This is a genomic window from Methanolobus sp. ZRKC2 (assembly GCF_045291185.1).
In the GTDB taxonomy this organism is placed as follows: Archaea; Halobacteriota; Methanosarcinia; order Methanosarcinales; family Methanosarcinaceae; genus Methanolobus.
Genome location: NZ_CP146980.1, coordinates 2,603,759 through 2,625,718 on the forward strand (window position 1 = coordinate 2,603,759; position 21,960 = coordinate 2,625,718).

Annotated in this window: 28 protein-coding genes; 13 read left to right on the forward strand and 15 right to left on the reverse strand. The window is 41.4% G+C overall.

The genetic code is table 11. The annotated features are described in order from the left end of the window. The first annotated feature begins 424 nt into the window (after positions 1 to 424). Positions 425 to 1,168 (forward strand): hypothetical protein, encoded by a 744-nt coding sequence (locus V7O62_RS12480; protein WP_406656659.1) that lies wholly within the window; start codon positions 425 to 427, stop codon positions 1,166 to 1,168. A 102-nt stretch (positions 1,169 to 1,270) separates the two neighbouring features. Here V7O62_RS12480 and V7O62_RS12485 read toward each other — a convergent pair whose 3' ends face one another. Next, entirely contained in the window at positions 1,271 to 1,588 is a 318-nt protein-coding gene (locus V7O62_RS12485; protein ID WP_406656660.1) for a B12-binding domain-containing protein, read from the reverse strand. Between the two features lie 221 nt (positions 1,589 to 1,809). Here V7O62_RS12485 and V7O62_RS12490 point away from each other — a divergent pair, with 221 nt between their 5' ends. Further along, a complete protein-coding gene (locus V7O62_RS12490; protein WP_406656661.1) occupies positions 1,810 to 2,181 on the forward strand; it encodes a DUF6713 family protein in 372 nt (123 codons plus the stop codon). Between the two features lie 40 nt (positions 2,182 to 2,221). Here V7O62_RS12490 and V7O62_RS12495 read toward each other — a convergent pair whose 3' ends face one another. Then, positions 2,222 to 3,448 carry a peptidase U32 family protein gene (locus V7O62_RS12495; protein ID WP_406656662.1) on the reverse strand — a complete coding sequence of 409 codons (1,227 nt, stop codon included), beginning with the start codon at positions 3,446 to 3,448 and terminating at the stop codon, positions 2,222 to 2,224. A 221-nt stretch (positions 3,449 to 3,669) separates the two neighbouring features. Here V7O62_RS12495 and V7O62_RS12500 point away from each other — a divergent pair, with 221 nt between their 5' ends. Continuing rightward, positions 3,670 to 3,906: a ferrous iron transport protein A gene (locus V7O62_RS12500; protein WP_406656663.1), complete on the forward strand. Its 237-nt coding sequence runs from the start codon at positions 3,670 to 3,672 to the stop codon at positions 3,904 to 3,906. Between the two features lie 202 nt (positions 3,907 to 4,108). On the opposite strand, the gene V7O62_RS12505 is transcribed toward V7O62_RS12500, so the two are convergent. The 10 genes from V7O62_RS12505 to V7O62_RS12550 all read right to left on the reverse strand — a co-directional run bounded on the left by V7O62_RS12505 (position 4,109) and on the right by V7O62_RS12550 (position 12,466). Further along, positions 4,109 to 5,818, reverse strand: a complete 1,710-nt coding sequence (locus V7O62_RS12505; RefSeq protein ID WP_406656664.1) for a glutamate--tRNA ligase — start codon at positions 5,816 to 5,818, stop codon at positions 4,109 to 4,111. Between the two features lie 103 nt (positions 5,819 to 5,921). Continuing rightward, on the reverse strand, positions 5,922 to 6,221 hold the full coding sequence (locus V7O62_RS12510) for a hypothetical protein (protein ID WP_406656665.1): 300 nt from the start codon (positions 6,219 to 6,221) through the stop codon (positions 5,922 to 5,924). Next, positions 6,221 to 6,952 (reverse strand): fumarylacetoacetate hydrolase family protein, encoded by a 732-nt coding sequence (locus V7O62_RS12515; RefSeq protein WP_406658300.1) that lies wholly within the window; start codon positions 6,950 to 6,952, stop codon positions 6,221 to 6,223. The genes V7O62_RS12510 and V7O62_RS12515 overlap by 1 nt, the downstream gene beginning before the upstream one ends. 100 nt (positions 6,953 to 7,052) lie before the next feature. Continuing rightward, on the reverse strand, positions 7,053 to 7,976 hold the full coding sequence (locus tag V7O62_RS12520; RefSeq protein WP_406656666.1) for a ribonuclease HI family protein: 924 nt from the start codon (positions 7,974 to 7,976) through the stop codon (positions 7,053 to 7,055). Positions 7,977 to 8,457: 481 nt separating this feature from the next. Then, a complete protein-coding gene (locus tag V7O62_RS12525) occupies positions 8,458 to 9,348 on the reverse strand; it encodes a tetratricopeptide repeat protein (RefSeq protein ID WP_406656667.1) in 891 nt (296 codons plus the stop codon). A gap of 181 nt (positions 9,349 to 9,529) precedes the next feature. Then, positions 9,530 to 10,093: a hypothetical protein gene (locus tag V7O62_RS12530; RefSeq protein WP_406656668.1), complete on the reverse strand. Its 564-nt coding sequence runs from the start codon at positions 10,091 to 10,093 to the stop codon at positions 9,530 to 9,532. Positions 10,094 to 10,207: 114 nt separating this feature from the next. Then, positions 10,208 to 10,591 carry a hypothetical protein gene (locus V7O62_RS12535; RefSeq protein ID WP_406656669.1) on the reverse strand — a complete coding sequence of 128 codons (384 nt, stop codon included), beginning with the start codon at positions 10,589 to 10,591 and terminating at the stop codon, positions 10,208 to 10,210. A 131-nt stretch (positions 10,592 to 10,722) separates the two neighbouring features. Further along, positions 10,723 to 11,079: a hypothetical protein gene (locus V7O62_RS12540; protein ID WP_406656670.1), complete on the reverse strand. Its 357-nt coding sequence runs from the start codon at positions 11,077 to 11,079 to the stop codon at positions 10,723 to 10,725. A gap of 222 nt (positions 11,080 to 11,301) precedes the next feature. Further along, a complete protein-coding gene (locus V7O62_RS12545) occupies positions 11,302 to 11,826 on the reverse strand; it encodes an LEA type 2 family protein (RefSeq protein WP_406656671.1) in 525 nt (174 codons plus the stop codon). Between the two features lie 49 nt (positions 11,827 to 11,875). Beyond that, complete coding sequence (locus tag V7O62_RS12550; protein ID WP_406656672.1) at positions 11,876 to 12,466, reverse strand: LEA type 2 family protein; 591 nt, start codon at positions 12,464 to 12,466, stop codon at positions 11,876 to 11,878. A gap of 400 nt (positions 12,467 to 12,866) precedes the next feature. Between V7O62_RS12550 and V7O62_RS12555 the strand changes: the two genes are divergently transcribed. Continuing rightward, positions 12,867 to 13,094 carry a DUF1059 domain-containing protein gene (locus V7O62_RS12555; RefSeq protein ID WP_406656673.1) on the forward strand — a complete coding sequence of 76 codons (228 nt, stop codon included), beginning with the start codon at positions 12,867 to 12,869 and terminating at the stop codon, positions 13,092 to 13,094. Between the two features lie 310 nt (positions 13,095 to 13,404). Continuing rightward, a complete protein-coding gene (locus V7O62_RS12560) occupies positions 13,405 to 13,920 on the forward strand; it encodes a type 1 glutamine amidotransferase domain-containing protein (RefSeq protein ID WP_406656674.1) in 516 nt (171 codons plus the stop codon). A 12-nt stretch (positions 13,921 to 13,932) separates the two neighbouring features. Here the strand turns inward: V7O62_RS12560 and V7O62_RS12565 are convergent, their stop codons facing one another. Continuing rightward, complete coding sequence (locus V7O62_RS12565) at positions 13,933 to 15,216, reverse strand: phytoene desaturase family protein (RefSeq protein WP_406656675.1); 1,284 nt, start codon at positions 15,214 to 15,216, stop codon at positions 13,933 to 13,935. 1 nt (position 15,217) lies between these two features. Beyond that, the gene (locus tag V7O62_RS12570) at positions 15,218 to 15,373 is read right to left on the reverse strand and encodes a 4Fe-4S binding protein (RefSeq protein ID WP_406656676.1); all 156 of its coding nucleotides are present in this window, start codon (positions 15,371 to 15,373) and stop codon (positions 15,218 to 15,220) included. Between the two features lie 220 nt (positions 15,374 to 15,593). Between V7O62_RS12570 and V7O62_RS12575 the strand changes: the two genes are divergently transcribed. The 3 genes from V7O62_RS12575 (at position 15,594) to V7O62_RS12585 (ending at position 17,077) form a co-directional block, all read left to right on the forward strand. Continuing rightward, a complete protein-coding gene (locus V7O62_RS12575; protein ID WP_406656677.1) occupies positions 15,594 to 16,055 on the forward strand; it encodes an Lrp/AsnC family transcriptional regulator in 462 nt (153 codons plus the stop codon). A gap of 73 nt (positions 16,056 to 16,128) precedes the next feature. Then, entirely contained in the window at positions 16,129 to 16,545 is a 417-nt protein-coding gene (locus V7O62_RS12580; RefSeq protein ID WP_406656678.1) for a DUF22 domain-containing protein, read from the forward strand. A 25-nt stretch (positions 16,546 to 16,570) separates the two neighbouring features. Further along, on the forward strand, positions 16,571 to 17,077 hold the full coding sequence (locus tag V7O62_RS12585) for a hypothetical protein (protein ID WP_406656679.1): 507 nt from the start codon (positions 16,571 to 16,573) through the stop codon (positions 17,075 to 17,077). Between the two features lie 42 nt (positions 17,078 to 17,119). Here V7O62_RS12585 and V7O62_RS12590 read toward each other — a convergent pair whose 3' ends face one another. Next, positions 17,120 to 17,842 (reverse strand): DUF6293 family protein, encoded by a 723-nt coding sequence (locus V7O62_RS12590; protein ID WP_406656680.1) that lies wholly within the window; start codon positions 17,840 to 17,842, stop codon positions 17,120 to 17,122. Between the two features lie 539 nt (positions 17,843 to 18,381). On the opposite strand from V7O62_RS12590, the gene fpoA reads away from it, so the two are divergent. Genes fpoA through fpoH form a run of 5 tightly spaced genes read left to right on the forward strand, consistent with a single transcriptional unit; the run spans position 18,382 to position 21,958 of the window. After that, positions 18,382 to 18,774: a F420H2 dehydrogenase subunit FpoA gene (gene fpoA, locus V7O62_RS12595; RefSeq protein WP_406656681.1), complete on the forward strand. Its 393-nt coding sequence runs from the start codon at positions 18,382 to 18,384 to the stop codon at positions 18,772 to 18,774. Continuing rightward, the gene (gene fpoB, locus V7O62_RS12600; protein ID WP_406656682.1) at positions 18,762 to 19,307 is read left to right on the forward strand and encodes a F(420)H(2) dehydrogenase subunit B; all 546 of its coding nucleotides are present in this window, start codon (positions 18,762 to 18,764) and stop codon (positions 19,305 to 19,307) included. The genes fpoA and fpoB overlap by 13 nt, the downstream gene beginning before the upstream one ends. A gap of 9 nt (positions 19,308 to 19,316) precedes the next feature. Then, complete coding sequence (gene fpoC, locus V7O62_RS12605) at positions 19,317 to 19,793, forward strand: F420H2 dehydrogenase subunit FpoC (protein ID WP_406656683.1); 477 nt, start codon at positions 19,317 to 19,319, stop codon at positions 19,791 to 19,793. A 9-nt stretch (positions 19,794 to 19,802) separates the two neighbouring features. After that, positions 19,803 to 20,927, forward strand: coding sequence for a F420H2 dehydrogenase subunit FpoD (gene fpoD / locus V7O62_RS12610; protein ID WP_406656684.1), 1,125 nt, complete (start codon positions 19,803 to 19,805; stop codon positions 20,925 to 20,927). A gap of 5 nt (positions 20,928 to 20,932) precedes the next feature. After that, positions 20,933 to 21,958, forward strand: coding sequence for a F420H2 dehydrogenase subunit FpoH (gene fpoH / locus V7O62_RS12615; RefSeq protein WP_406656685.1), 1,026 nt, complete (start codon positions 20,933 to 20,935; stop codon positions 21,956 to 21,958). Positions 21,959 to 21,960: the final 2 nt, after the last annotated feature.

Sequence of the window (21,960 nt, forward strand, 5' to 3'; positions counted from 1 at the left end):
TTTGTATTACAGTAAAGATAATATACTTTGGATCTATTATTGGCCTGACTTAAGCAAAAGTCTCTTCACCAGTATAAATAAGTGTCTCTGCATAGCGATATCCTAATACTTATGATGATGATGTAAAGATTTTCTGTTGCCGATCTATATTTTAGTGCTGCTCATTTGAGTTTGTAGAAAACCTGTTTTTGAGAGCATCAAAAAATACTTTTTTCGCATTATTGTAATGTAGTCGATGAAAAAATTAAGAAGTAAATACATAAAGAAGAGGTATTCTTGGTTCTTTCTTTCTTTACGTTTTTGAAGGTGAGCTGAATTGCTGATTTGAAAATTGCGAAAAATCGTGATTTATATGGGACTACTTATCAATAACTTTTAATATGCTATATTATCTTTATATTATATATTAAAATGAAGGAATATTATGGAATATTGCCGACTGTTTAAAAATTCATTCAACAATGTTCTTAGCAATATTGTAGCCTATGGATTAGCAACGCTGGTTCTTGCTTTTGGTTCGATGCTGGTAATCACAGGCCCTCCTTTGCTCTACGGATTTGTTCTGATGCTTGTAAAGGGAGCTAATCAAGAGAAGGTTAATGCCAGTGATGTATTCGATGGCTTCCGTTCCGGCAATTTTGTAAGAAGCTGGGTTTATAGTCTTTTTATATTAGCTGTGGCTGTGTTATTCCTGGTTGTATGGGCAGTGATTTATCTGGTTCTGGGAATCTCCATTATTGTATTACTTACGTCAATTGGCACGATCTTGCCGAAAACATCCATTATTGCATTAATGATCCTGATTTCTATTGTCGTAGCCTGCATTATTTCAATTCCTGGAATTTTCATACTATTCGTCCTTCCCTTGTTAGTAATCAAAGAATACAGGATCACAGAAGCTCTAACAGAAAGTATTGGGCTGGTAAAGGAGAATTTTGTTGCGAGCACGATCCTGTGCATCATAATTGCTTGTATTGCATTGGCAGGTGTGCTTCCATATTATGCAGGATTGTTTCTACAATGGCCTATGGCACTGAATTTATCTGTCTATTTCATTGGCATTTTCCTTACAATGCCTCTGAGTCATCAAATACTTGTCAATGCTACTATTGACCTGACAGGTGGAGAAAGTTCAGGTTCTTCGTACAACGATAAGCACTTTTTATAAAATGTCCGGCCAACCCTGTAAGGTACCTAAAATCCATAAATAAAAGTTTCAGAAAAAGGGAAATCGGTTAAACCGTTTTTAAATCTATGCGCCACTTCAAAGCTAATAATTAACAACAAGGTTACCGAAAAAACCCGTGTTCTCATTGGTGGCAATAACTTTTGTCTTCAATATTTCTATACCTACGTTCATTGTCTTTGAGGCGGCAAGTATCTGGACAAGGGACAATTTCCCTTCCTCGAACCTGTCACCCATAGTTCTCATTCCCTCTACGAATCCCTGTTCGATAACATCGACAGGATCAATTCCCATATCAAGGGCTTCCTGGGCTGCTTCTATAGCTTCTGTGTCGTTGATATCAATGACCGCACATCTGGCCTTGTCAAAAACATGCTTATTTATTGAGCTTTGAGTATCCATTATTTTCCCGGTCCTTATGAAACCTGCTTTTAAGAAGAAGGTTTCTTGACGATTAATCTGTTTTTCAAACCCACATCGGGTCCCGATGACTTCTATAGTTTCAGTTTAATATAAGCATTGTCTATCAGAAATATATATTTATCAATAGAATATATTGCAAAACTTACAATTCACTTATCAGTTAATATAAATGTCATGGACACTGAACTAAAAAATGGACTATGAATGAAACATTATTCTGGATATATCTGCTAAATTCAATTTTTCTCATAAATCATGAGATTGATTCCGCATACTGGGAAGAGTGGAAACTGTTCAGGATTCCTGGGGGCATAAACACATTCCTGCTTATTCACTTTCCGGTTCTTTTCATAGTACTATATGGCTTGGTATTAGTGTACCAGCAAAACTATTATGGACTGCTGATCTCATTGCTTGTTTCAGTCAGTGGTATCTTTGCTTTTACGGCACATACGTTCTTCTTGTTAAAAGGAAGGGATGAATTCAGGAGTACAATATCCATACTAATCCTGGTTTCGACACTCATAATATCGCTGGTGCAATTGGTTTACACACTTCTGCTCTTATTCTGAAAGTGCCGGAAACATGTTTTTTTACACAAATACTATGTTGTCAGTCAAGGAATTTTCTTTCTATCCTGAACACACGGTCATTCTTCCTGACTTTATCAATCACAGCAAGCCCGGGTTCTTGTCCTTTTTCTGCGGAAAGGACCTTTTCTCCGTCAACTATCAGGGAAGATACTTCTTGCTCGATATATGTGGTGTTGCCTTCTATTATGATATTATCTCCTACTTTGAGTCCCTGTTCCAGAAGCTTCACTGCTGCAGCATTATTCTTCGGGAAGAAATTGTCTACTACCCCCACAGCCTGTCTCTTAACAGGAGAAGCGTTCATATCGTGGTCGCAGGCAAGTCCTTCAGGTCCGGGGTATCCAAAGTAAAAGCCGGTGGAAAATCCGCGATTGTATTGCAAACTCATTTCTTTTTTCATGAAATTTGCGGTTTCAAATGTATATGTACCTTTAATGTAATCATCAATAGCTTTACGATAGCATCTTGAAACAGAAGATGTATATCCGGGATTGCGCAGTCTTCCTTCCACCTTAAAAGAATTGATGCCTGCCCTGGCCAACTCGGGTATATGTTCTATCATACAGAGATCCTTTGCACTGATGAGGTACTTTCCCTCGATGTCCACTTTTTTGCCGCTATCAGAGTGCAGTGACCATTCCCATCTGCAAGGCTGGCTGCATTCTCCACAGTTGCCGGATTTTCCCAACAAGTATGCTGAAAGATAACACCTGCCGGATACTGCCTGGCACATGGCGCCATGTACAAAGGCTTCAAGCTCTAAGTCAGTATCTTCTCTGATGTCCCTTATCTGTTCCAGGCTCAGTTCCCTTGCAAGCACTACCCTACTCGCTCCCATTGACTCGTAGAACCTGACTGTTTCCTGGTTTGAGACGTTTGCCTGGGTGGATATATGTATCTTAAGGTCATTTGCGGCTGCTTTCATTATTGCCGCAGGATCCCATACAATCACAGCATCTACTCCTGCAGATGCTGCGGTCTCCATTACATCACTGAGTTCCAAAAGTTCATTCGGGTAGATAACAGAATTTACTGCCATGTATCCTTTTAGCCCGTATTTGTGTATATTCTCAACGAATTCTCCCAGGTTTTCGGATGTAATCTCCTGTGCCCGGGATCTCAGACTCAGCCTGTCAAGAGAGAAATAGACAGCATCAGCATGATCCTTGCATGCTGTCAGGGAAGCCATATTCCGTACTCCCATCACAAGTTCCGGAGCAGATACTTTCTTCATGTCCTTTGGCATGGGTTATGGATACGAACTATTCTTTAAATTCTTTCTGTTACTAAATCAAGTGAATTTGTTTTCTAGTCAATTTTTGTTCGTACTCAGGAATACATATATACTATTAAACACTATATCGAGTTATCAAGTATTATTAGGCATTCCTACTATCTGGATGAAGTAGGCTAAAATGACAGAACCGTGGAAAAACAATATTTGCGTTTAAAATAAGAGGTGAAGTAATGGCTCCGATTATGCCATTGGCGATGATGCCGGAAGGTAAAGTTATCAAGATCGTTTCTATTAATGCAGGTCGCTCACTGATGGATCGCCTTATTTCCATGGGCTTTATAGAGAATTCTTTCCTTAAGATCAAAAGAGACAATATGGGTTCTCTTATCGTTGAGTTGAACGGATGCAGTTATGCTCTTGGGAAGGGGATGGCTTCAAAGATAATGGTTCAGGAATGTACAGGCTGACTCGACAATATCTTTGAATTTTTCCAATTCACTGCTTTATGGAAATTTTTTTTATTGATTTCAATAGCTATAAGTTCAGTGGATATGGCCGCTGTTCAAAAGCATATTCATGATATTGGAAAATCGTTCTAATGTCGAGTTTTTTAGAACCAGTTCATTTTCTTTTAAGTCAAAAAGAAGAGGGAATTTTTCAGATTCCCTTCTATTTATGCGTATAGTAAGCTACAATTTCTTTGTCCACATCATCTATACGGCAGAACCCAAATCTCTCAAACTGGACTACATTGTCAAGCTCTGTAGCTATCTGCCTTTCGCCTGTACCCTGGAACGTGCCATCAGGTGAGAGTACTGTTACAGGTACTCCATCCACCGGAGCCCAGTGGATGATTCTCATTTTTTCTTTCTTGACAGTTTCAATGGAATCATCAAGGTAACTTGCCTGCAGAGGTTCAAGGGAGGTGATCTCAATGTTGTAGAGATCTTTCAATCTTATCTTTGAACCAATGGAAAGCTTATCCGCGTCGTCTTTGCATATGCACAGTTCCGAACCAACACTTATCTCACGGTTTCCGCGTTTCTCAGTTGGATGAAGTGGTGGGGTCACAGTGCGGGGCTCTGTACCTGTAATCTCAATGCTTACCGGGTTCCATACGAAGAAATACCTGTTTGCCTTCTGATCGATGATCTTACGGTTCTCGGCATAAAGTGTATCGAGACTGATGCTGATGTCTGTCTCTCCAACACCCATATCGATCATGAATTTGCGGATAGCTTCGGGCATTATGCCACGTCTTCTCAGGGCACGCAGGGTTGGAAGGCGCGGATCGTCCCAGCCGGAATACTCTCCTTCCTCAATAGCATTGCGCAGACCACTGGTACTGAATTTTCCGAACTCATGTATCTTCACACGGCCCCAGTGGGTGGTTTTTGGATATGTCCATCCCAGATAGCCATATATGTAGCTCTGGCGCTTTTCACTGTCCATCAGGTCCTTGCCCCTTATTATATGAGTCATACCGAGCTCGTGGTCCTCAATGGCACCTTCGAAATCCAGTAATGGCCAGACGCAATACTTATCTGCAACATCCGGTCTGGGGTGAGGAGTCTTGACGATCCTGAATGCACCAAAATCCCTTAGTGCGGGATCTTTGTGCCGGATATCAGTCTTGATGCGCAGGACCGCAGATTTTTCCTCGTAATCTCCAGAAAGCATTTTTTCCCAATGTTTAAGGTTCTCTTCGGGGCTTGTGTCCCTGTGAGGGCAGGCCTGTTTTGCATCTTTGAATTTCTTGAAGTCGGCACCATCGCAGAAACAGACATATGCATGTCCCATTTCTATGAGCTTTCTGGCATAGTCATAGTATATGGGAATTCTGTCAGAGGCAATAACTACCTCATCAGGGTCGGCCCCAAGCCATTTGCAGTCATCAATGTACCAGTCGTAGGCTTCAAGCATCGGGCGTTTTGTCTGTGGATCTGTGTCATCAAAGCGTATAATGAACTTGCCACCGTATTTCTTTACGTACTCGGAGTTCACAACAATACCGCGGGTACTTCCAAGTGTTGGCGGACCGTTGGGGTTTGGAGCAAAACGCATTACAACCTGCTGGCCTTCTTCAACATCCAGGTCTTTCAAGCCCTTATCAGGTTCTTTTTTGGTACATAATTCCTCAATAAGTTCCGGGGCTATTTTTTCAAGCCTGGCTTGCCATTGTTCTGGTGTTTCTTTTGAAACTTCGCCAAGTATTTCCTGAATAAAGGGAGTTACTTCCTTTGCTTTGGAACGCAGGTGGGGACATTCTCCCATAACACGGCCCATAACAGCTCCGATCTGAGGGGCCTGTCCGTATTTTACTGCATTCTGGAGAGCATATTTCTCCACTGTTTTTTTGTCATCCTCGGTTAAAGTCATCTGTATTCTCCGAAAAAATGGAATATCAATTAAGATAAATTCTAATTTGTTTCCTGATCACAATACACTAGGTGAATTGTAAGAACCTGACTTAAACCTGTGCTCACAAAGGCTTGCCAATTTCCCTGATGTGGGCTGCCTTGGAGATTACATCGCAAATATCTATTTCAAAATCAGATACGAATTGTTCCACAGAATCGCCGGCGACGGCACCATGTGATGAAGGTTTGATCAATTGTTCCTGTTCAAGGACACGAAGAGAATAACGTACCTTATGGGTAGGCATGCCTGTTTCCTCTGCGAGCTTCAGTATTCCGATAGGACCACGTTTAACTACAACCTTCAGGACCATTAAATGACGTTCTGCAAGTTCAAGTTCCTTGTTAATCTGATCGAAAAGCATTATACAACCTCGTTTCCTAAAATTCCAATTCCCTCTATTTCAACTTCCACAAGATCGCCCGGATTGAGCTCACCTACTCCGGGAGGGGTGCCTGTTGCTATTATGTCGCCTACTTCCAGTGTCATTATCCCGGATATGAATTCAATGAGATAAGGTACATCGAAGATAAGATTAGAAGTATTTGAATCCTGCCTTATTTCTCCGTTGACTCGTGTACTTATGGATGCATTATCTGCTTCAAAATCTTCTGCCGGAACTATGAAAGGTCCCACTGGTGCAAAGCTGTCAAAACTCTTGGATCTTGTCCACTGGCCATCCTTGTTCTGGAGATCCCTGGCCGTGATATCATTGAAACATGTGAATCCGGCAATTACATCGTAAGCCCGTTCATAACTTATACTCTTGCATTTTTTACCTATAATTATTGCAAGTTCGGCTTCATAGTCTACTCTCTGGCTGTATTTTGGATGGATTATCTTTCCTCCATGTCCAATCAGGGCAGAGGGGGGCTTAAGAAAAATAATGGGTTCTTCGGGGACTTTCATGTTAAGTTCAACTGCATGGTCATGGTAATTCAGACCCACACATACGATCTTTGTGGGAATACTGGGAGGAAGGATTTCCACTTCTTCTATTTCGTAGGTTTTTCCATCATTTTCACGGGAACTGACAATCCCATTACTGACCTCTCCATAAAAAACTTCATCAGAATACTTGAACCGACCAAACATCACAGAACTCTTTGCTTTCATTCTAGATAAGGATAGATGTTCTTTTCTCCGTGAACATTTATCCTGCAAACAATTCCTTTAAAAAAAGAATTTCAGGGGATTAAAATGCAAAACTCCGCCTGTTAAGATAATACTTGGATCTGCCACCTGCAGATTTTGAAGCATTTGTATTTTTCTGGTTCTTTTTTTTCTTTCTACTCTTTTTAGAGTTGTTCTTGTTTTCGGAATCGAACCTTACTTTGTGTATGGAGAGATCCACTGCCAGCCCCCGAAGCATCCATCTCAGTGACTGGGCTTGGAAATACTTGCTCCTGTCCGTTTTACCAGGGAATTCATTTGCAGCTTTTTCTGCAGCGTACTTCCCGGCCATCTCTCGAAGTTCTGGAAGCTCCATTTCGGAAAAAAGATCCTTGGAGCCGGGATGCAGCCTTTTTAACATTTTTACTGTAGGGAAAGGAGTTGAGTTCATTGATGATATCTTGCGCCTGAGATTGTTTGATACGGGTGCGATATCAATGTCTATGATGCATTTCCTGTCATTGGGGTATTCCATATGGACTTTTTGCTTTGATTTAGACAATCTGTCAGCCTTCTGGTTCTGTATTCTCGGAACCCATCGAAAATATATGTCTAATTCGTATTGCCTGATTATAGAGCTTATATCTTCATATATGGTTCGTATTTCATGGTTCTCTATAGGATAGATACCTCGCATCTGGTAAATTACCGTCTGACTGTCCCCGATTACAGTCAGAGGTCCCTGGCCATCGGCATTTACGTATTCGAGCATGCCTTTTTTAAGTGCCAGATATTCTGCAAAAAGAGCGCTGTTGCTATTTTTTTTGTCAAGGCGGTCGTTTCCGAGTATTGAATGTGAGTTGTTCTGTAGTGTAACTACCCAACCCACTCCCATACAGCCTCCCGGATTCGGACTGCATGAGCCGTCAAAGGTAATTAGATCCATGTCTCTCGTACTGATATTCGTTCTTGTTTTCAGCCGTACACAGGATGTTATCCTTTGCATCAATTATATTGTTGTAAGGGTATATAAAAATGCGGAATTGTAACTATTTACTATTAGGTATAACTATTTATTATTGAAATTATCTATTTATATTTGAAAATCTATAGTGGTACATTAGAGAGAATTATGCTCTCTCTATGAACAATCGAATATCAGGAAAAATGGTCTTCTTTGACAGATGTAGGAGGGAAAATATGGAATATATGCACGAATATCACAAAGCATTGCACGGACTGCGTGAACGCGACAAGTTCCAGTATGAAGTGGATGTTTTTTTTGATGAGCTTGAAGAAAAAACTGTTTGCTTGAACTAGGCAAACTCAACTTTTTATTTTGTCTACACTACTTCCAGTATAGTCTAATATAAATTTTCTAGTAAGCAGGCTAACAATTAAATTAATTAAATTCTCCAGAAAAGAGTCGCCATTGTCTGTTACTGGTTTGCAGACACTGGCTCATCCCATACTATGCAATTATTCTATCAGATAAATTCCAGTATTTTGAATGCTATGATTATTGCAACGATGCCAATCAACCAGAACCTGAGGGTTTCATTCAAAGGAATTCTTATGTCTACGATGTTGATACCACCAGATACACCTGTTTCAGAAACTGTCGCACTTTCAGTATACAATCTATCAGGTTTTGATTTCTTTGCAGGAATTTCCATCTCTTCACTCTTCGGTAAACTTGCTTCTTCCTTTACATCAGATACATATGAGCTGACCGGATCAGAGGTGTTAACGCTCCTGAAAGCTGTTTCGTTGCCGGAAACCGGTGCAACAGCTTCTTCTTCCATTCCGGAGGTCGTAGTGAAAGTCATTTCCTGTTCTGCTTCATGAACCATGTTTTTTGAAAGATTATCGTCATCTGGTGCTGCTACGGCAGAAGAAAATGTATCGTGAGCTACTTCTTCCTCATTATTTGATCCGATACCTGAGAAAATTGATTCATCACCAATTGGAGGATTGAAACCGGTATTTTCACTTTCAGGATTCTCAGTTATCCATTCATCATCTGTTTCTGCTGTCTGATATGTATCCTCGACTTCCGACAACTCGGGAAAATCATTCGTCTCACCAGAAAACTCAGAGGATTCGACAGAATTTGTTTTTCGTCCGATCAGGCCCTGATAATCAGGATCAATTTCTATGGCATGGTCAAAACTTTTTTGTGCATCGTTGAAGTGTCCGATTTTCTCCATGGCCCTTCCCATTCTGAACCATGCCTCGGCGTTATAAGGGTTAGCATCCAGAGATTTGGTGTAATATTCGATCTGTTTTTCCTCGGTCTTGGCATTCTCAGCCATCTTGAACCAGGTTTCAGCAGCTTTAAGTTTCTTTTTTGTTTTGACTTCGTCCATCATTCCCATAATAACACCTTGCTTCAGTAACCTCGGTCATATTCTGAATAATGATCTGAATCGGCAAAAAGGCACGATTGTTATAAATACTTATATAATGGTATATAAATAATTACTTTGCTGTAATTTTTAAAAATATGTTTTTCCTTAATTTTGAGCGCATGTTCAATTGAAATCTGCTTTTGGCCCACTATTTATGCTGAAATTTATGCTGAACCTTTTCATCTTCCTGAAGCACGTATTCAAAAGACCACATTGGTAATCCCTCAACCTCGGTATTCTCCAGATGTTCCATCTCATGAGCCGCATAGTAGGCAGAAGGACCGGTGAACATAACAACTTTCTCAGTGATCTCTCGAAGAAATATTTTTCTCTTTTCGGTACTTACCTTTGCGATCAGGATTTTCCTTGCCCTGAGGGCTATAGAATGAGGTCTGGTAAGTAATACTCTCTCTGCTTTGTTGCCGCATTTTTCCAGGCGGTCTACGTGTCCTTCTTTGGCTACAACTTCAGGGTCTATAAGCAGATAAATCTCTTCGATTGTATTGCCTGTCTTCGTGTTTTCATCATAGGCAGTGTAGACCTTCATAACAGAGATACTTTTAAGGTGTTCTGCAGAGTAGCTCCATGCTCCGCCGATCTTCAGGGAGAGCAGCATAGGATAGAAAGCGTCCCGTGGAAGATCAAACCGGTTGAAAGCAGCTTCTTCTCTTGCACTGAACACCAGCATGGATTTTAAGTTATCTACCTTCATGATCCCTGCTAAACTATTGTAAGGGCAGGATAAATAGGTTGGCGGAAAGAAAATGTAAGCCGATTGAAGTTCGGTTTTCTTACAGTTTCGTGTCCCGCCTCGGAAATATACATTTCAATCTGTTCCGAAAGCTTCCCTGGTTCCGGGCAGCATGACATAAATAAGGATCAATGCACTCAGTATAATTGAAGCATTTACATCATACCAGGAACCACCTGTGATTAGTACAACAAAATCAAAGCTAAGACTCAGGATCGAGACAAAAAGCAGAAACATCCATCCCTGTGGATCCACTTCCCAGAGCATTTTGGCTACCCAGAACCATATATAAGCCAGCAGGCCGTAGAGTAGCGCGTACCATAGATTGAATATACGAACATCAACAGGCCCTATAAAGGGGAAAAAGCCAAGAAACCGGAGAGTTATAATTATATTTATCAAACACAAGAGCCCAGCCAGTATTGCCAGGATTGTTACACCTATCGGTCTTTCTTCCATATACATTTCACTTCCTTTTGATTGAATGCCATGAACAAAAATCTTCAATATCCATTACCCGTTTTCTGATGCAGCCTGGTCGGATTTGTCTGGATTGTGAGGTAGTATATGGCTGATTGCACCGTTTCTTTTCAGTTTCCGTGTACCCATACTTTTCCAAATGCGTCCCTCGTACTTGGAAGCATTATGTAGATGAGTACCAGGCCGTTAAATATCAGGGAGAGGGTTGTCAGGTCTGTTGTTGGTATGCCGGCAGCTATTATTGCCACGAATCCAACCATCAGGTTGAATATTGTTATTACAGCCAGGAATATCCAGGCGGAGGCATCTACCTTCCACAGCATTTGTGCCAGCCAGATATATACCCAGGCCAGCAGTGCATACAGGAAAGCATACCAGAGGTTGAATGTACGGACAGAGGGTCCGGGTCCTAACCAGGGAAGAAGACCCAGCCAATTGAGGGCTGTCAGGATTTCGACTACTGCCATAATACCTGCTATGATGGCAAGTATTGTGACTCCAAGCGGTCTATCGAATTCCTCTATGTCAATGCCCCCCTTTCAATTCTTATATCAGTACGTAAGATGGTTTTCCATATCCGAACAAACTTGCTATTAGGTCCATAATTGAAATGCCGTCCAGACCTGGTTTGTAATAGGATGGGAGATTTATACTGGCTCCCGATCCATTTTTGCTTGTCTTGAAAAAATTCATGTTCTTCCTTCTCTCTCAATCTCTCTGGAAAATGTTTGCTCCACTGTTCCATCAGGTGTATTGAAGTACATCGTTCCTTCTATCGACCAGTTTGCTTCTCCCTCTGTTAGAATGCCGAGGATTGCTGAAGGAACTGTTGATATCGGTGCAACAACGGTCGTTGATGTTGTTACTTCTTCATTTGGCGGTATTTCGAGTGGCTCTTCAAAGCTTCCACTTGCGATACGCACATCATTTGCATAGATGTCATACTCCATTCTTTCAAGCTCTACTGTGACATCGTTAGGATTAAAGATGGAAACCGTGATTGTCAGGTCAATCTGATCAGTACTGATCTCATTGATCGTAATATCTTCAAATGTAACATTTGTATCTCTCAAAGCCTGAACATTTTCTTCAATATCTACTTCTTGTGTTTGGTTTTCTTCGTTTTGTTCATCTGTGGACGTACAGCCCAGGCCTGCAAAGCTTGCCAAGAGAAGCAAAATGACAACCATGCAAGCGCTTATATTGGAATTCATTTGAAATTACTCCTTTAGTTCTACGAAGAATGCCTATTTTCTTTCATGTTCAGTAAATTCCACCATCATCCTCTACTACGTTATCAGAAGTTTCTTCTGATTCCGAAGTGTTTTCTGATTCCGTTGTATTCTCTGATTCTGTGGCATTCTCTGATTCTGCGGTATCCTCCGATTCAGAAAAATTTCCGGAGAACGATTGTTCTAATGTTCCTAGGGGTGTGTCAAAAAACACCGTTCCTTCAACACTCCACACGACTTCACCTTTCAACAAAGCGTTTATGACTGCGGCAGGTACTGATGTCGGTTGCCCGACAAAATTTGTCGATGTCCTTCTTCCTTCATTGGGAGGTATTTCGACAGGTTCTTCAAAGCTTCCGCTTCCCAGGCGCACATTGTTTGCATAGATAGTGTAATTCATTCTCTCAAGCCTGGCAGTAACATCATTAGGATTGAATATGTCCAGGGTGATATTCAGGTCGATGATATCCGAACTGACTTCGTTTATTTCGATATCACTGACTGAGATATCCGTGTCTTGTATGGCCTCTATCTGTTCTCTTCTTGATTCACAGCCCATACTTGCAATGCTTGCTATCAGAAGCAGGATGACTATTCCGGTACCTGTCAACTTATAATCCATGTCAGAACCCTCTCGTGTCTCCTCTAAACCCATAAAAAAGATTATTACATTGCTTTAAATCATATTAGGAAACTCTAATCCTTACTTTTTACAGACAAATTACGGCGTAGATGGTCCAGTATAAACGATACATGACGAACCAGCAAACGTGCAAGTAATTCCTGAAAAATTCCTGTTGATTATGCAGGATTGCATGGGCCAGGCCAAGGTTGCTATGCCGGTGTTATGAACATTTCAATCGTATTCACAATCGAGAGGTAAAAATTATGATTCCAACCTTCCAGACGAAGTACTCGAATCAGGTTTTTGTCGGTCTATTTCCGAGATAAGAAACTAAAAAACTAAGTTTATATCCTACTACTTTCATTGAATTTTGTAGCTATGGAACGGAGCAAATATAATGAAGGTTAGAATGGTTAAATGTAGCGATGTAGGCATCAGCGATTGTGGTTACATGGCTATGGGATACGATATGGAAGAAGTTGAAAAAACAATGTTCGAGCATGTTGAAAGCGAGCATCGTGATCTTCTTGCGACTATGTCTCACGAGGAAGTCCATGACCTCAAGCACAGGATATCAGCTTTCCTTGGAAGAAGCTGTGGCTGTGGTCATCTCCCAAAACCCTGATTAAGAGAAAGCGCAGTGGAGTTACCGTACTGTATAGACGCCTTGCAGCTTTGTGTACCCGGTAGAGTTCGGGTATTATGTTTCAACTGCAAAGCATCTATGAAAGGAGGGCTTACTTAAGACACATTTGTCCTAATAAAAATTAGTAAAGACTGTATAAATACTAATAAGGACTATTGTTCTGAAACAATGAGCTCGCAACGATAATTTCTGAGTGGATGCCGTACAGTTGCCTGTGTTTTCGGTACAGGCATAATCTACATGTTCTATCTGATCCGATTACTTCTATACAAGTATGGGAGATGGTATTTTGAAAGCATTGTTATTCGGAGCAGATGGCTTTGAAGATCTGGAACTTTTCTATCCTTTCCACAGGTTGAAAGAGGAAGAAGTAGATGTGCGGATAGCATCTATGAAAAAAGGAAAAATTAAAGGAAAACATGGCTATTCCGCAGACGTTGATGTAACTTTTGCTGATGTAGATCCTTCAGATTATGGTCTTCTGATAATTTCAGGTGGCAAGGGTCCTGAGAAAATGCGTCTTGATGATCATGCACTGTCTATCACAAGGTATTTTTTCAGGGAGAATAAGCCTGTTGCAGCAATCTGTCATGGTCCTCAGGTGCTGATTTCTGCGGGAGTTATAAAAGGACGAAAAGCTACAAGCTGGCCTGGAATTATTGATGACCTGAAAGCCGCCGGTGCACAGGTTTATGATGAGAAAGTTGTGGTCGACGGAAACCTGGTTACTTCCAGAGGCCCTCATGACCTTTCTGCGTTCGGAAGGGAAATGATAAAACTCCTGGGTAAAAAAAGAATGAGTTAAAAAGCTGGAGCATCAATGCCCCAGTATTTCTTCAATGGTTTGCTCCACACCAAGGGCAATACCTTCTACTTCAATGCCTCCTTTGCCCTTTGCTCCGTCACCCACCACAAAAAGTTTTTCAATTGGTGTACTGTTTGTCAGATCTGTGCCTGAGGATGACCTGTTTACAGGCCAGTCATTGGAGTATGACTGGATGAGGAGCACTTCATATTCTTTCCCTGTGAAAATATCCTCGAGGTCCTGAATCCCGAGTTCGATTTCTTCTTCAAGTTTGTCCAGGTCTTCCCAACGGACACACTGGTGTGACATTGTGAGGTGTTTTCCGGCGGGTGCAAGATTTGGATCGATATTGGTTACTTCGTTAATTCCGTTGATCCTCTGTGCGTATGGTGTAAGCAGTACTCCGCCATGCCCTATGAGTGGTTTGTCCGAAGAAAGGCAAATCTTGATGCCGGCAGAAGATTTCAGTTCTTTTGCTTGATTGATATAATTCTGGATTTCCAGACTTTCTGATTCAATATTCAGCAGATTTGCAGTTATTGAGTGTCCGATGTCACTTATAACGAGGTCTGAACTGTATTCCTGTCCGTTAGCTACTACGCCTGTCACTTTCCCGTTTTCCGTAATTATCTTCGTGACCTCTGCAGATGTGTGTATGGCTCCTCCGTTTTCAAGTACAATATCGGTAAGTGCATCCGTGATTGCTTTGCATCCTCCGACAGGTATGCCTGCACCTCCGTATCTGTAGAGATTTTCAATTATCTCAAATGCTTCTTCCACAGGTACGTCTGAGGATCTTAGACTGAGTGCCCAGCCGAAGAAAGAATTGGATATCCTGTGAGTCCAGTCCTGTTCAATATGTTTTGCACACCATTCTGCAAAGGAACCTTCCTTTGGAGGATTCTTCCTTGTAGTTATTATGTAGAAAGCAAGTTTGATACGGTTTGTCAGGGAGAAAGGTACCTTGAAATCCTCAAACAGGAGGTCCTTATGTCCGAATTTGTAGCTGGTATCTCCTCTTTTCCTGGGTATCCTGATAACTGCTGTTGGTTTTTTACGCACGATGCTTACTTCTGCACCTATGTCTGCTAACAGTCTTGCAAGTGGTCCGGAAGGCCCATGCGGTATCATGTGCAGTGCACCTGTTGATAGCTGGAAACCCTTGAAAGGTATGTTCGTGAATCTTCCACCGATTAATGGAAGACGTTCAAATACCTCTACTTCGTACCCGGAATTTGAAAGCTTGGCTGCGCTTAGAAGTCCTCCCAGCCCGGAACCGATTATTATTGCCTTCATTTCACACCTCTATCGCTTTTAATGGGCAATATGCCGCACAAATGCCGCACTCTGTACAACTATCGTTCATGCTTGCCCTGCCCTTTACCACAATGGCATCAAATTTGCAAAATGCGGCACATTGTCCGCATCCAACACAATGATCATTAATTTTCATGTAACCTCACCGGACTTTCTTTATTATAAAAGGACTAACAATAAAAGGATTATTGTCCGGATTAGAGTTATTGTTATGAAATTGCTGTTTCAAATTCAGCAAAATTAGTTTTCCGCTATTTCTACCTGTTTCAGATTTATCTGTTAATTCGTATCAAAAAATATTCTTAAAACGAGGAAAATAGAAAAATATATTATTAACTTTGATTATTAGTATTCACATGGATGAGGTCGATATTGCCATATTGGAACATCTTTCCGACAACTGCAGGAAGCATAGCACTGTTATAGCTAACGAATTAGGGGTAGCTACTTCCACGGTGCACAAGAGGATCGAGAAAATGCACTCCTCCGGTATAATAAAAGAGTTCACCATAAAGGTCGATCCTGGTGTTGTCGGGTTCAATATCACGACTTTCATTGGGATTACTCTTGAGCCAAACACAAGTGCAAGTGTTATCGAGCAATTAAACGGCATTGATGATATTCTGGAAATCTATGAACTTCTGGAGCCTTATGACCTGCTTTTAAAAGTTCAGACCTTCGATGTTCATTCCCTGAAAAAAAATGTTCTTGTTCCTATTAGTAATATGAAAGGCATTAAAAAATCAGATAGTATTCTGACAACGAAGTGCCATAAAGAAAAGAGCCTTTCGATACATAAAAAACCTCTTATTTCTTAGATATCATGATTATTCGTGATAATTGCTCAAAACCTATTTATACTAACATGATAGTTACATTTTTGGTGATGAAATGAGAAAAGAATTGATCCAGGTTGTATCAAGGGACAATGGCGAACTGGTTTCCAAAAAGGTTAAGGCAGCACCTTATGAGTTCACCATAGCCACCCGTGCCAAATGGGAAATGGTAATCTCCGAGGAAGACCTTGAGATTCGTGCAGGTGAGTTCAAAAGGGTCAATGTAAAAGAAATTTCCGTGGAGCCTGATATGGTGGCAATTCCATGTACCTTCACGCACCACGCGATGGTTTCATTGATCAAGGTGGGAGCTAAAGGCGGGGCGAAGCCTGTAGATAGTGAGCGTATAATCAAGTATGCTTATCTGCTGGGCCAGGAAAATGGCAGGGTTAGGGAAGGTGACCTGCTTGCGGTGCTGAATATTTTCCCCATAATGTTTACCCGTGAGGCTCTTACCCCGAAAAATCTCTAGGTAATTCAAGGGAGAGGATAAACTTATGGAAACCTGCAAAATTTGTGGAGATCTGCAAGACTTCAAGCATTACGAAGGGTACAATATATGTACTGTATGTGTGGACATCATGGAAGATGTCATGGGTGAATACTTCGTACGTACCATCCGCAGGAATATTCCCAAGGCACACGAAGGTTACCTAAGATATCTCAACAGTACAACCAAGTACATTTCGGACTACAAAAAGATTACACAGAAATCACATCAGCATACCGAGGACGTCGGTAATCGTATTTCAGAGGCTATTGAAAAGAACAATAATCACCCATCTAAACAGCGTTATTTCGAGCATATGCAGAAGGTGTTGGACTGGCTTGAGGGTACACCACAGTTCTATCATTATTACTTCAAGGAATACTATGTTTGCCCCACATGTGGCTCTTCCATTTTTGAGAAGTATGCTCAGTACAATCATGGGGACTGGCTTGTGGTCTCATGTTCTGAATGTGATACGGTAATAAAGAAATATTATTCGCCAAAGCAGGTCTGATTCGGCAACACTCGTGAAGTGTTATCAGAAGCCGGGTCCAGATCACTTCTTATTTTTTTGTGACTGCATGTCCTTTATCTTTTTTCCTTTGAAATATATCTCGCCGAGTTCACTTCTTCTTATCACAAGACATCGGTTGCATTTTTCGGTTTCTACAAGCCTGTCATTTTTCAGATTCTTTATATGATGGCTTAACCTTGATCGCTCACGTCCGAGCTTGTTGCTATTTTTTACGTGGTTCGGTTTCATACGTGATATAAGTATATCCATGGAATCGACTCCGTCTTCAAGCTTTTCAAGAATGTCCATCTGTTCTCTGCTTAGATCTTTTATGGGAATAGGAGGAAGGTCCAATATACCTTTTAGTATGTATGTGTCTTCATCTTCGTGTTCAGGTATGTCGCTGTAGATCGAAATACCACTTACGAAAGCAGCAATGTAAGCAGAAACCCCAATGTTTCTCAATCCGCATGAAATGTTTACTTTTACTACAGTATCATCTCGGGTTTCTTGTTTGATAATATCTAACAGCTGCATAGACGCAGTCAGAATGTTTTCAGTCTCTATGTTATGTTTTTCGAATTCAAGGCTTTCGAATGTTTGTGTGAGCTTTTTAATTGAATTTTGTATGTCAGTTTTGTTTTCATCTCCACAATGGGTCACAGTTACGATCTTGTGTACCGGGAATTGCCTGAGACTGGCTATCATTTTTTCTGCGGAGATTCCTACGAGTACTATGTGAGTGTAGTGTTTTGCTTCTTTCATGTATGGATGTTATTGTATTAATTAACTAAATAATCTATTGTTAAATTCAAAATTTACAGTTAAAGATTAAATTTAAGTATCATGCATGCATATTGATTCTACCTGCATTGCAGGTAGTGCTTGGCCTAAAGGTGGTACCCAGGCACATAACAAGGAGTGGATTTTAAAGATTCCGGGTGCTTCCCGGGATCTTACCCACTATAAGAAGTAGCAATGTTTCAGCTATAGAAATTTATTCTCAGGTGTTTTTCAAATTCTTGTTATGCTTTTGAATCAAGTTTTAATCTTCTGGAGAAGTCATAATTTAATTTTTTTATGTATTCATTATTCAAACCTGAATTTCTGAGTTCTAATGCCTTAATTGCTACAATTTAAATATAATGAATTAATATCAACTAATATCCAACTCAGTCTATTGAAAAATATATCAAAAGATATGATTTGTTTCATAAAATTGTAGATTTATTTATATGAAAAACTGCACGGAAGGTGTTTTATACATATAATAAGTCTACGTAATAACTCTCAGGAGAATTGTTATGTCAGAAATAATCGATATCAGTAACATAATATTTAGTTACATACCGGTTGCAATCATTCTTGTTGTGGCATTAGTGATGCCTCCCCTGACAATGTTTCTTGTAAAAATGTTGAGTCCGAGGAGTAAATCCGCAGCAAAATATCAGACATACGAAGCTGGTTCTCTCCCTATAGGAGATGCGAGGATACAGTTCAATGTCGAGTATTATCTTTATGCCATTGCTTTTGTTCTCTTTGATATAGAAGTCCTGTTCCTTTATCCATGGGCTACTATTTTCCAAGGGCATGGAATTACCGAGATAGCAACCGTCGAAATGTTGGTCTTTATTTTTGTTGTATTGTTCGGCTACGTCTACCTGTTGAAGAAGGAGGCTCTTAAATGGATGATGTAGAGCAAATTGAACCTGAAGTCGTAAGATACGATGACGTTCCGGGTGTAGCACTCACCGACTCGAATGCCCTCGCCGACTTCCTCAAAAAGACCAAAGTTCAGGACGTCCTCAATTGGGGTAGGAAAAATTCATTGTGGTTCATGGTAAACGCAATGGGTTGCTGTGGTGTGGAACTCCTTGCCACAGGTATGGCACACTATGATACTGATCGTTTCGGTATTATTCCACGTAACTCCCCAAGACATGCTGATGTAATGATCATCAGTGGGTATGTGACAAAGAAATACCTGCCAGCCCTGAAAAGAGTCTGGGACCAGATGCCTGCACCAAAGTGGGTCATATGTTTTGGAGATTGCGCGATCAGTGGCGGACCTTTCTATGAGTCATACAGTACCCACCAGAATGTCGATGAGATATTCCCTGTAGATGTTTTTGTTCCGGGATGTCCTCCAAGATGTGAAGCCCTGATCCAGGGATTTGTTGAGCTTCAGAAGAAAATTGAAGCAAAGAAGGATAAGGGTACTGATTATTGAGGTGAATCAATGGATGCTAATTCTATTATTGCTTCACTCACCGGCAAGTTCCCTGATGACATATTTGATACAGGTATCGAATCAGACATCAGGATTATTGCCAAAGTGAAGCCTGAAAACGTAGTGGAAGTATGCCGCTACCTCAAGGAAGACCTGTCTTTCGGACACCTTTGTTGTGAATTCGGAGTTGACTATCCGGACAGGAACGAGATCGAAGTAATATATATAATAGGTTCTTACGAACACCCGGTTGTACTCACCATGAAGGCTCTCCTTCCAAGGGATAACCCGGAGATTGAATCCGTAGTACCTGTATACTGGAATGCGAACTGGTACGAAAGAGAAACGTACGAACTGTTTGGTGTGAAGTATCTTAACCACCCTGACCTTAGACCTCTTGTTCTTCCAACAGAGATGCTCGGTGAGTGGCCACTTCGTAAGGATTACGAAGGCTTCCCCAACAAGACTGCCAGGAATTTGGTGTGAGGTTTAATTATGGATGAAAAAGTTGGACCTTCTGAAATGATTGTGCACCTTGGCCCACAACATCCCATGCTGCCAGGCCCATTCAGGCTGAATGCGAAGTTGAGGGGTGAGACCGTTGTGGACTCTGAGGTAGAAATGGGTTTTATCCACAAGGGTATTGAAAAGATCCTTGAAAACAAGACATATCTTCAGGGTATTACCATCGTGGATAGGATTTGTTATCTTGCAGCGATGACCAATGAAGAGGCATACGTTGGCTGTGTTGAGAAACTTGCAGGCATAGAAGTTCCTGAAAGAGCCCAGTACATCCGTGTGATCATGGAAGAGCTTTCCAGATTACAGAGCCACATACTTGGTATGGGGGAGTATGCGTCCTTTATTGGATTCGTGAGTATGTTTATGTATACCATCAAGGACAGGGAAGATGTGATGTCACTTATTGACTCCGTTACAGGAGCACGTATCACACACAGTTACCTGCGTTTTGGTGGTGTAAAGGATGATCTTCCAGAGGGCTTTAAGGACGATGTAAAGTACGTCTTTGGAAACCTGAGGAAGGCTGTTGATAATTATGAAGAGCTGTATAGTACCGACGAGATCTACAAGGCAAGAACTGAAGATATAGGTGTACTCACAGCAGATGTAGCAAAGGATCTCGGAGTGTCTGGACCACCACTCAGGGCAACAGGAGTTCCTTTTGACATACGTAAGGATGAACCTTATCTTGTTTACGATGACCTTGATTTCAAGGTATGCACAGAGACAGCCGGCGATGTCTACGCCAGAATCCAGGTACGTCTGGATGAGATGCGTGAAAGCATGTACATCATTGAACAGTGCCTTGACCAGATGCCATCAGGACCACTCTTCCCGGAGGATACTCCGTATGGCAAGAGATCACCGGTCATGAGAATCCCCGCAGGAGAGGTTTTCCATCGTGTGGAGGACCCAAGAGGAGAAATGGGATTCTATATGGTATCCGATGGATCGGACAAACCCTACCGTGTGAAGGTCAGAGGACCGGTATACCCTACATTGCAGACATTGCCACCACTTCTCAAAGGTGTCAAGGTTGCAGATATTGTAGCGATTGCCGGAAGTATGGACACATGTACCAGTGAGGTTGACAGGTGATTATTATGGAATTACCGGAAATTCTTTTCAATCCTTTAGTAAGAGCTATTATTGGTCTGTGTCTCATGGGTGTCGTCTTCACAGGTGCATGTGTAGTCATATGGTTTGAGCGTAAACTCTCTGCAGATATCCAGCAGAGATATGGTCCTATGAGGGTAGGTCCTCACGGATTACTCCAGCTCGTTGCCGATGCTATCAAGCTGTTCACGAAAGAAGATATTATCCCGAAAAATGCCGATAAACTGTTGTTTGTCTCCGCACCTATTGTCCTCCTGGCATCTGTTTTCCTCATGCTGGTGGCAATTCCCTTCGGTGCAGTAATAATAGATGGTGTGAGTTACCCGATAGTGGCAACAGAAATGGATATCAGTATCCTCTACATTGAAGCCATGTCGGCTATTTCTATAATCGGTATTTTCATGGTCGCATACAGTGCGAACAATAAATACTCTGTTCTTGGTGCTTTCAGGAACTTTGCACGTATGATCGGATACGAGGTTCCACTCGGTATCTGTATCGTAAGTGTTGCTGTAATGGCAGGTTCACTGAATATTGTAGAGATCGCAGAAGCACAAAGTCCTCTCTGGTTTATAATCAAGCAACCACTGGGATTCATTGTGTTCTTCATTGCTCTTATGGCAGACATGGGTCGTCTTCCCTTTGACCAGAATGAGTCCGAGGAAGAGCTCATTGCCGGATGGATGACCGAATACACAAGTATGAGATTCGGTTACTGTTTCTTCGCAGAATATATTCACCTGATACTTGGCTCAATGCTCCTTACATTGTTGTTCCTAGGTGGCTGGAACCTGCCTGCAGCTTTGACTGCTAACCCTGTACTTGGTCTGATACTCCCGACAGCTTTCTTCCTTTTGAAGGTAGCACTGGTAATTCTTGGAATTATCATGGTCAGGTGGGCTGTCCCAAGGTTCAGGATCGACCAGGTGGTTGACCTTAGCTGGAAGAGACTTCTGCCCTTATCCCTCCTTAACCTCGGATGGGTAATCGGACTGGGTTTGCTGGGGGTGTGAAT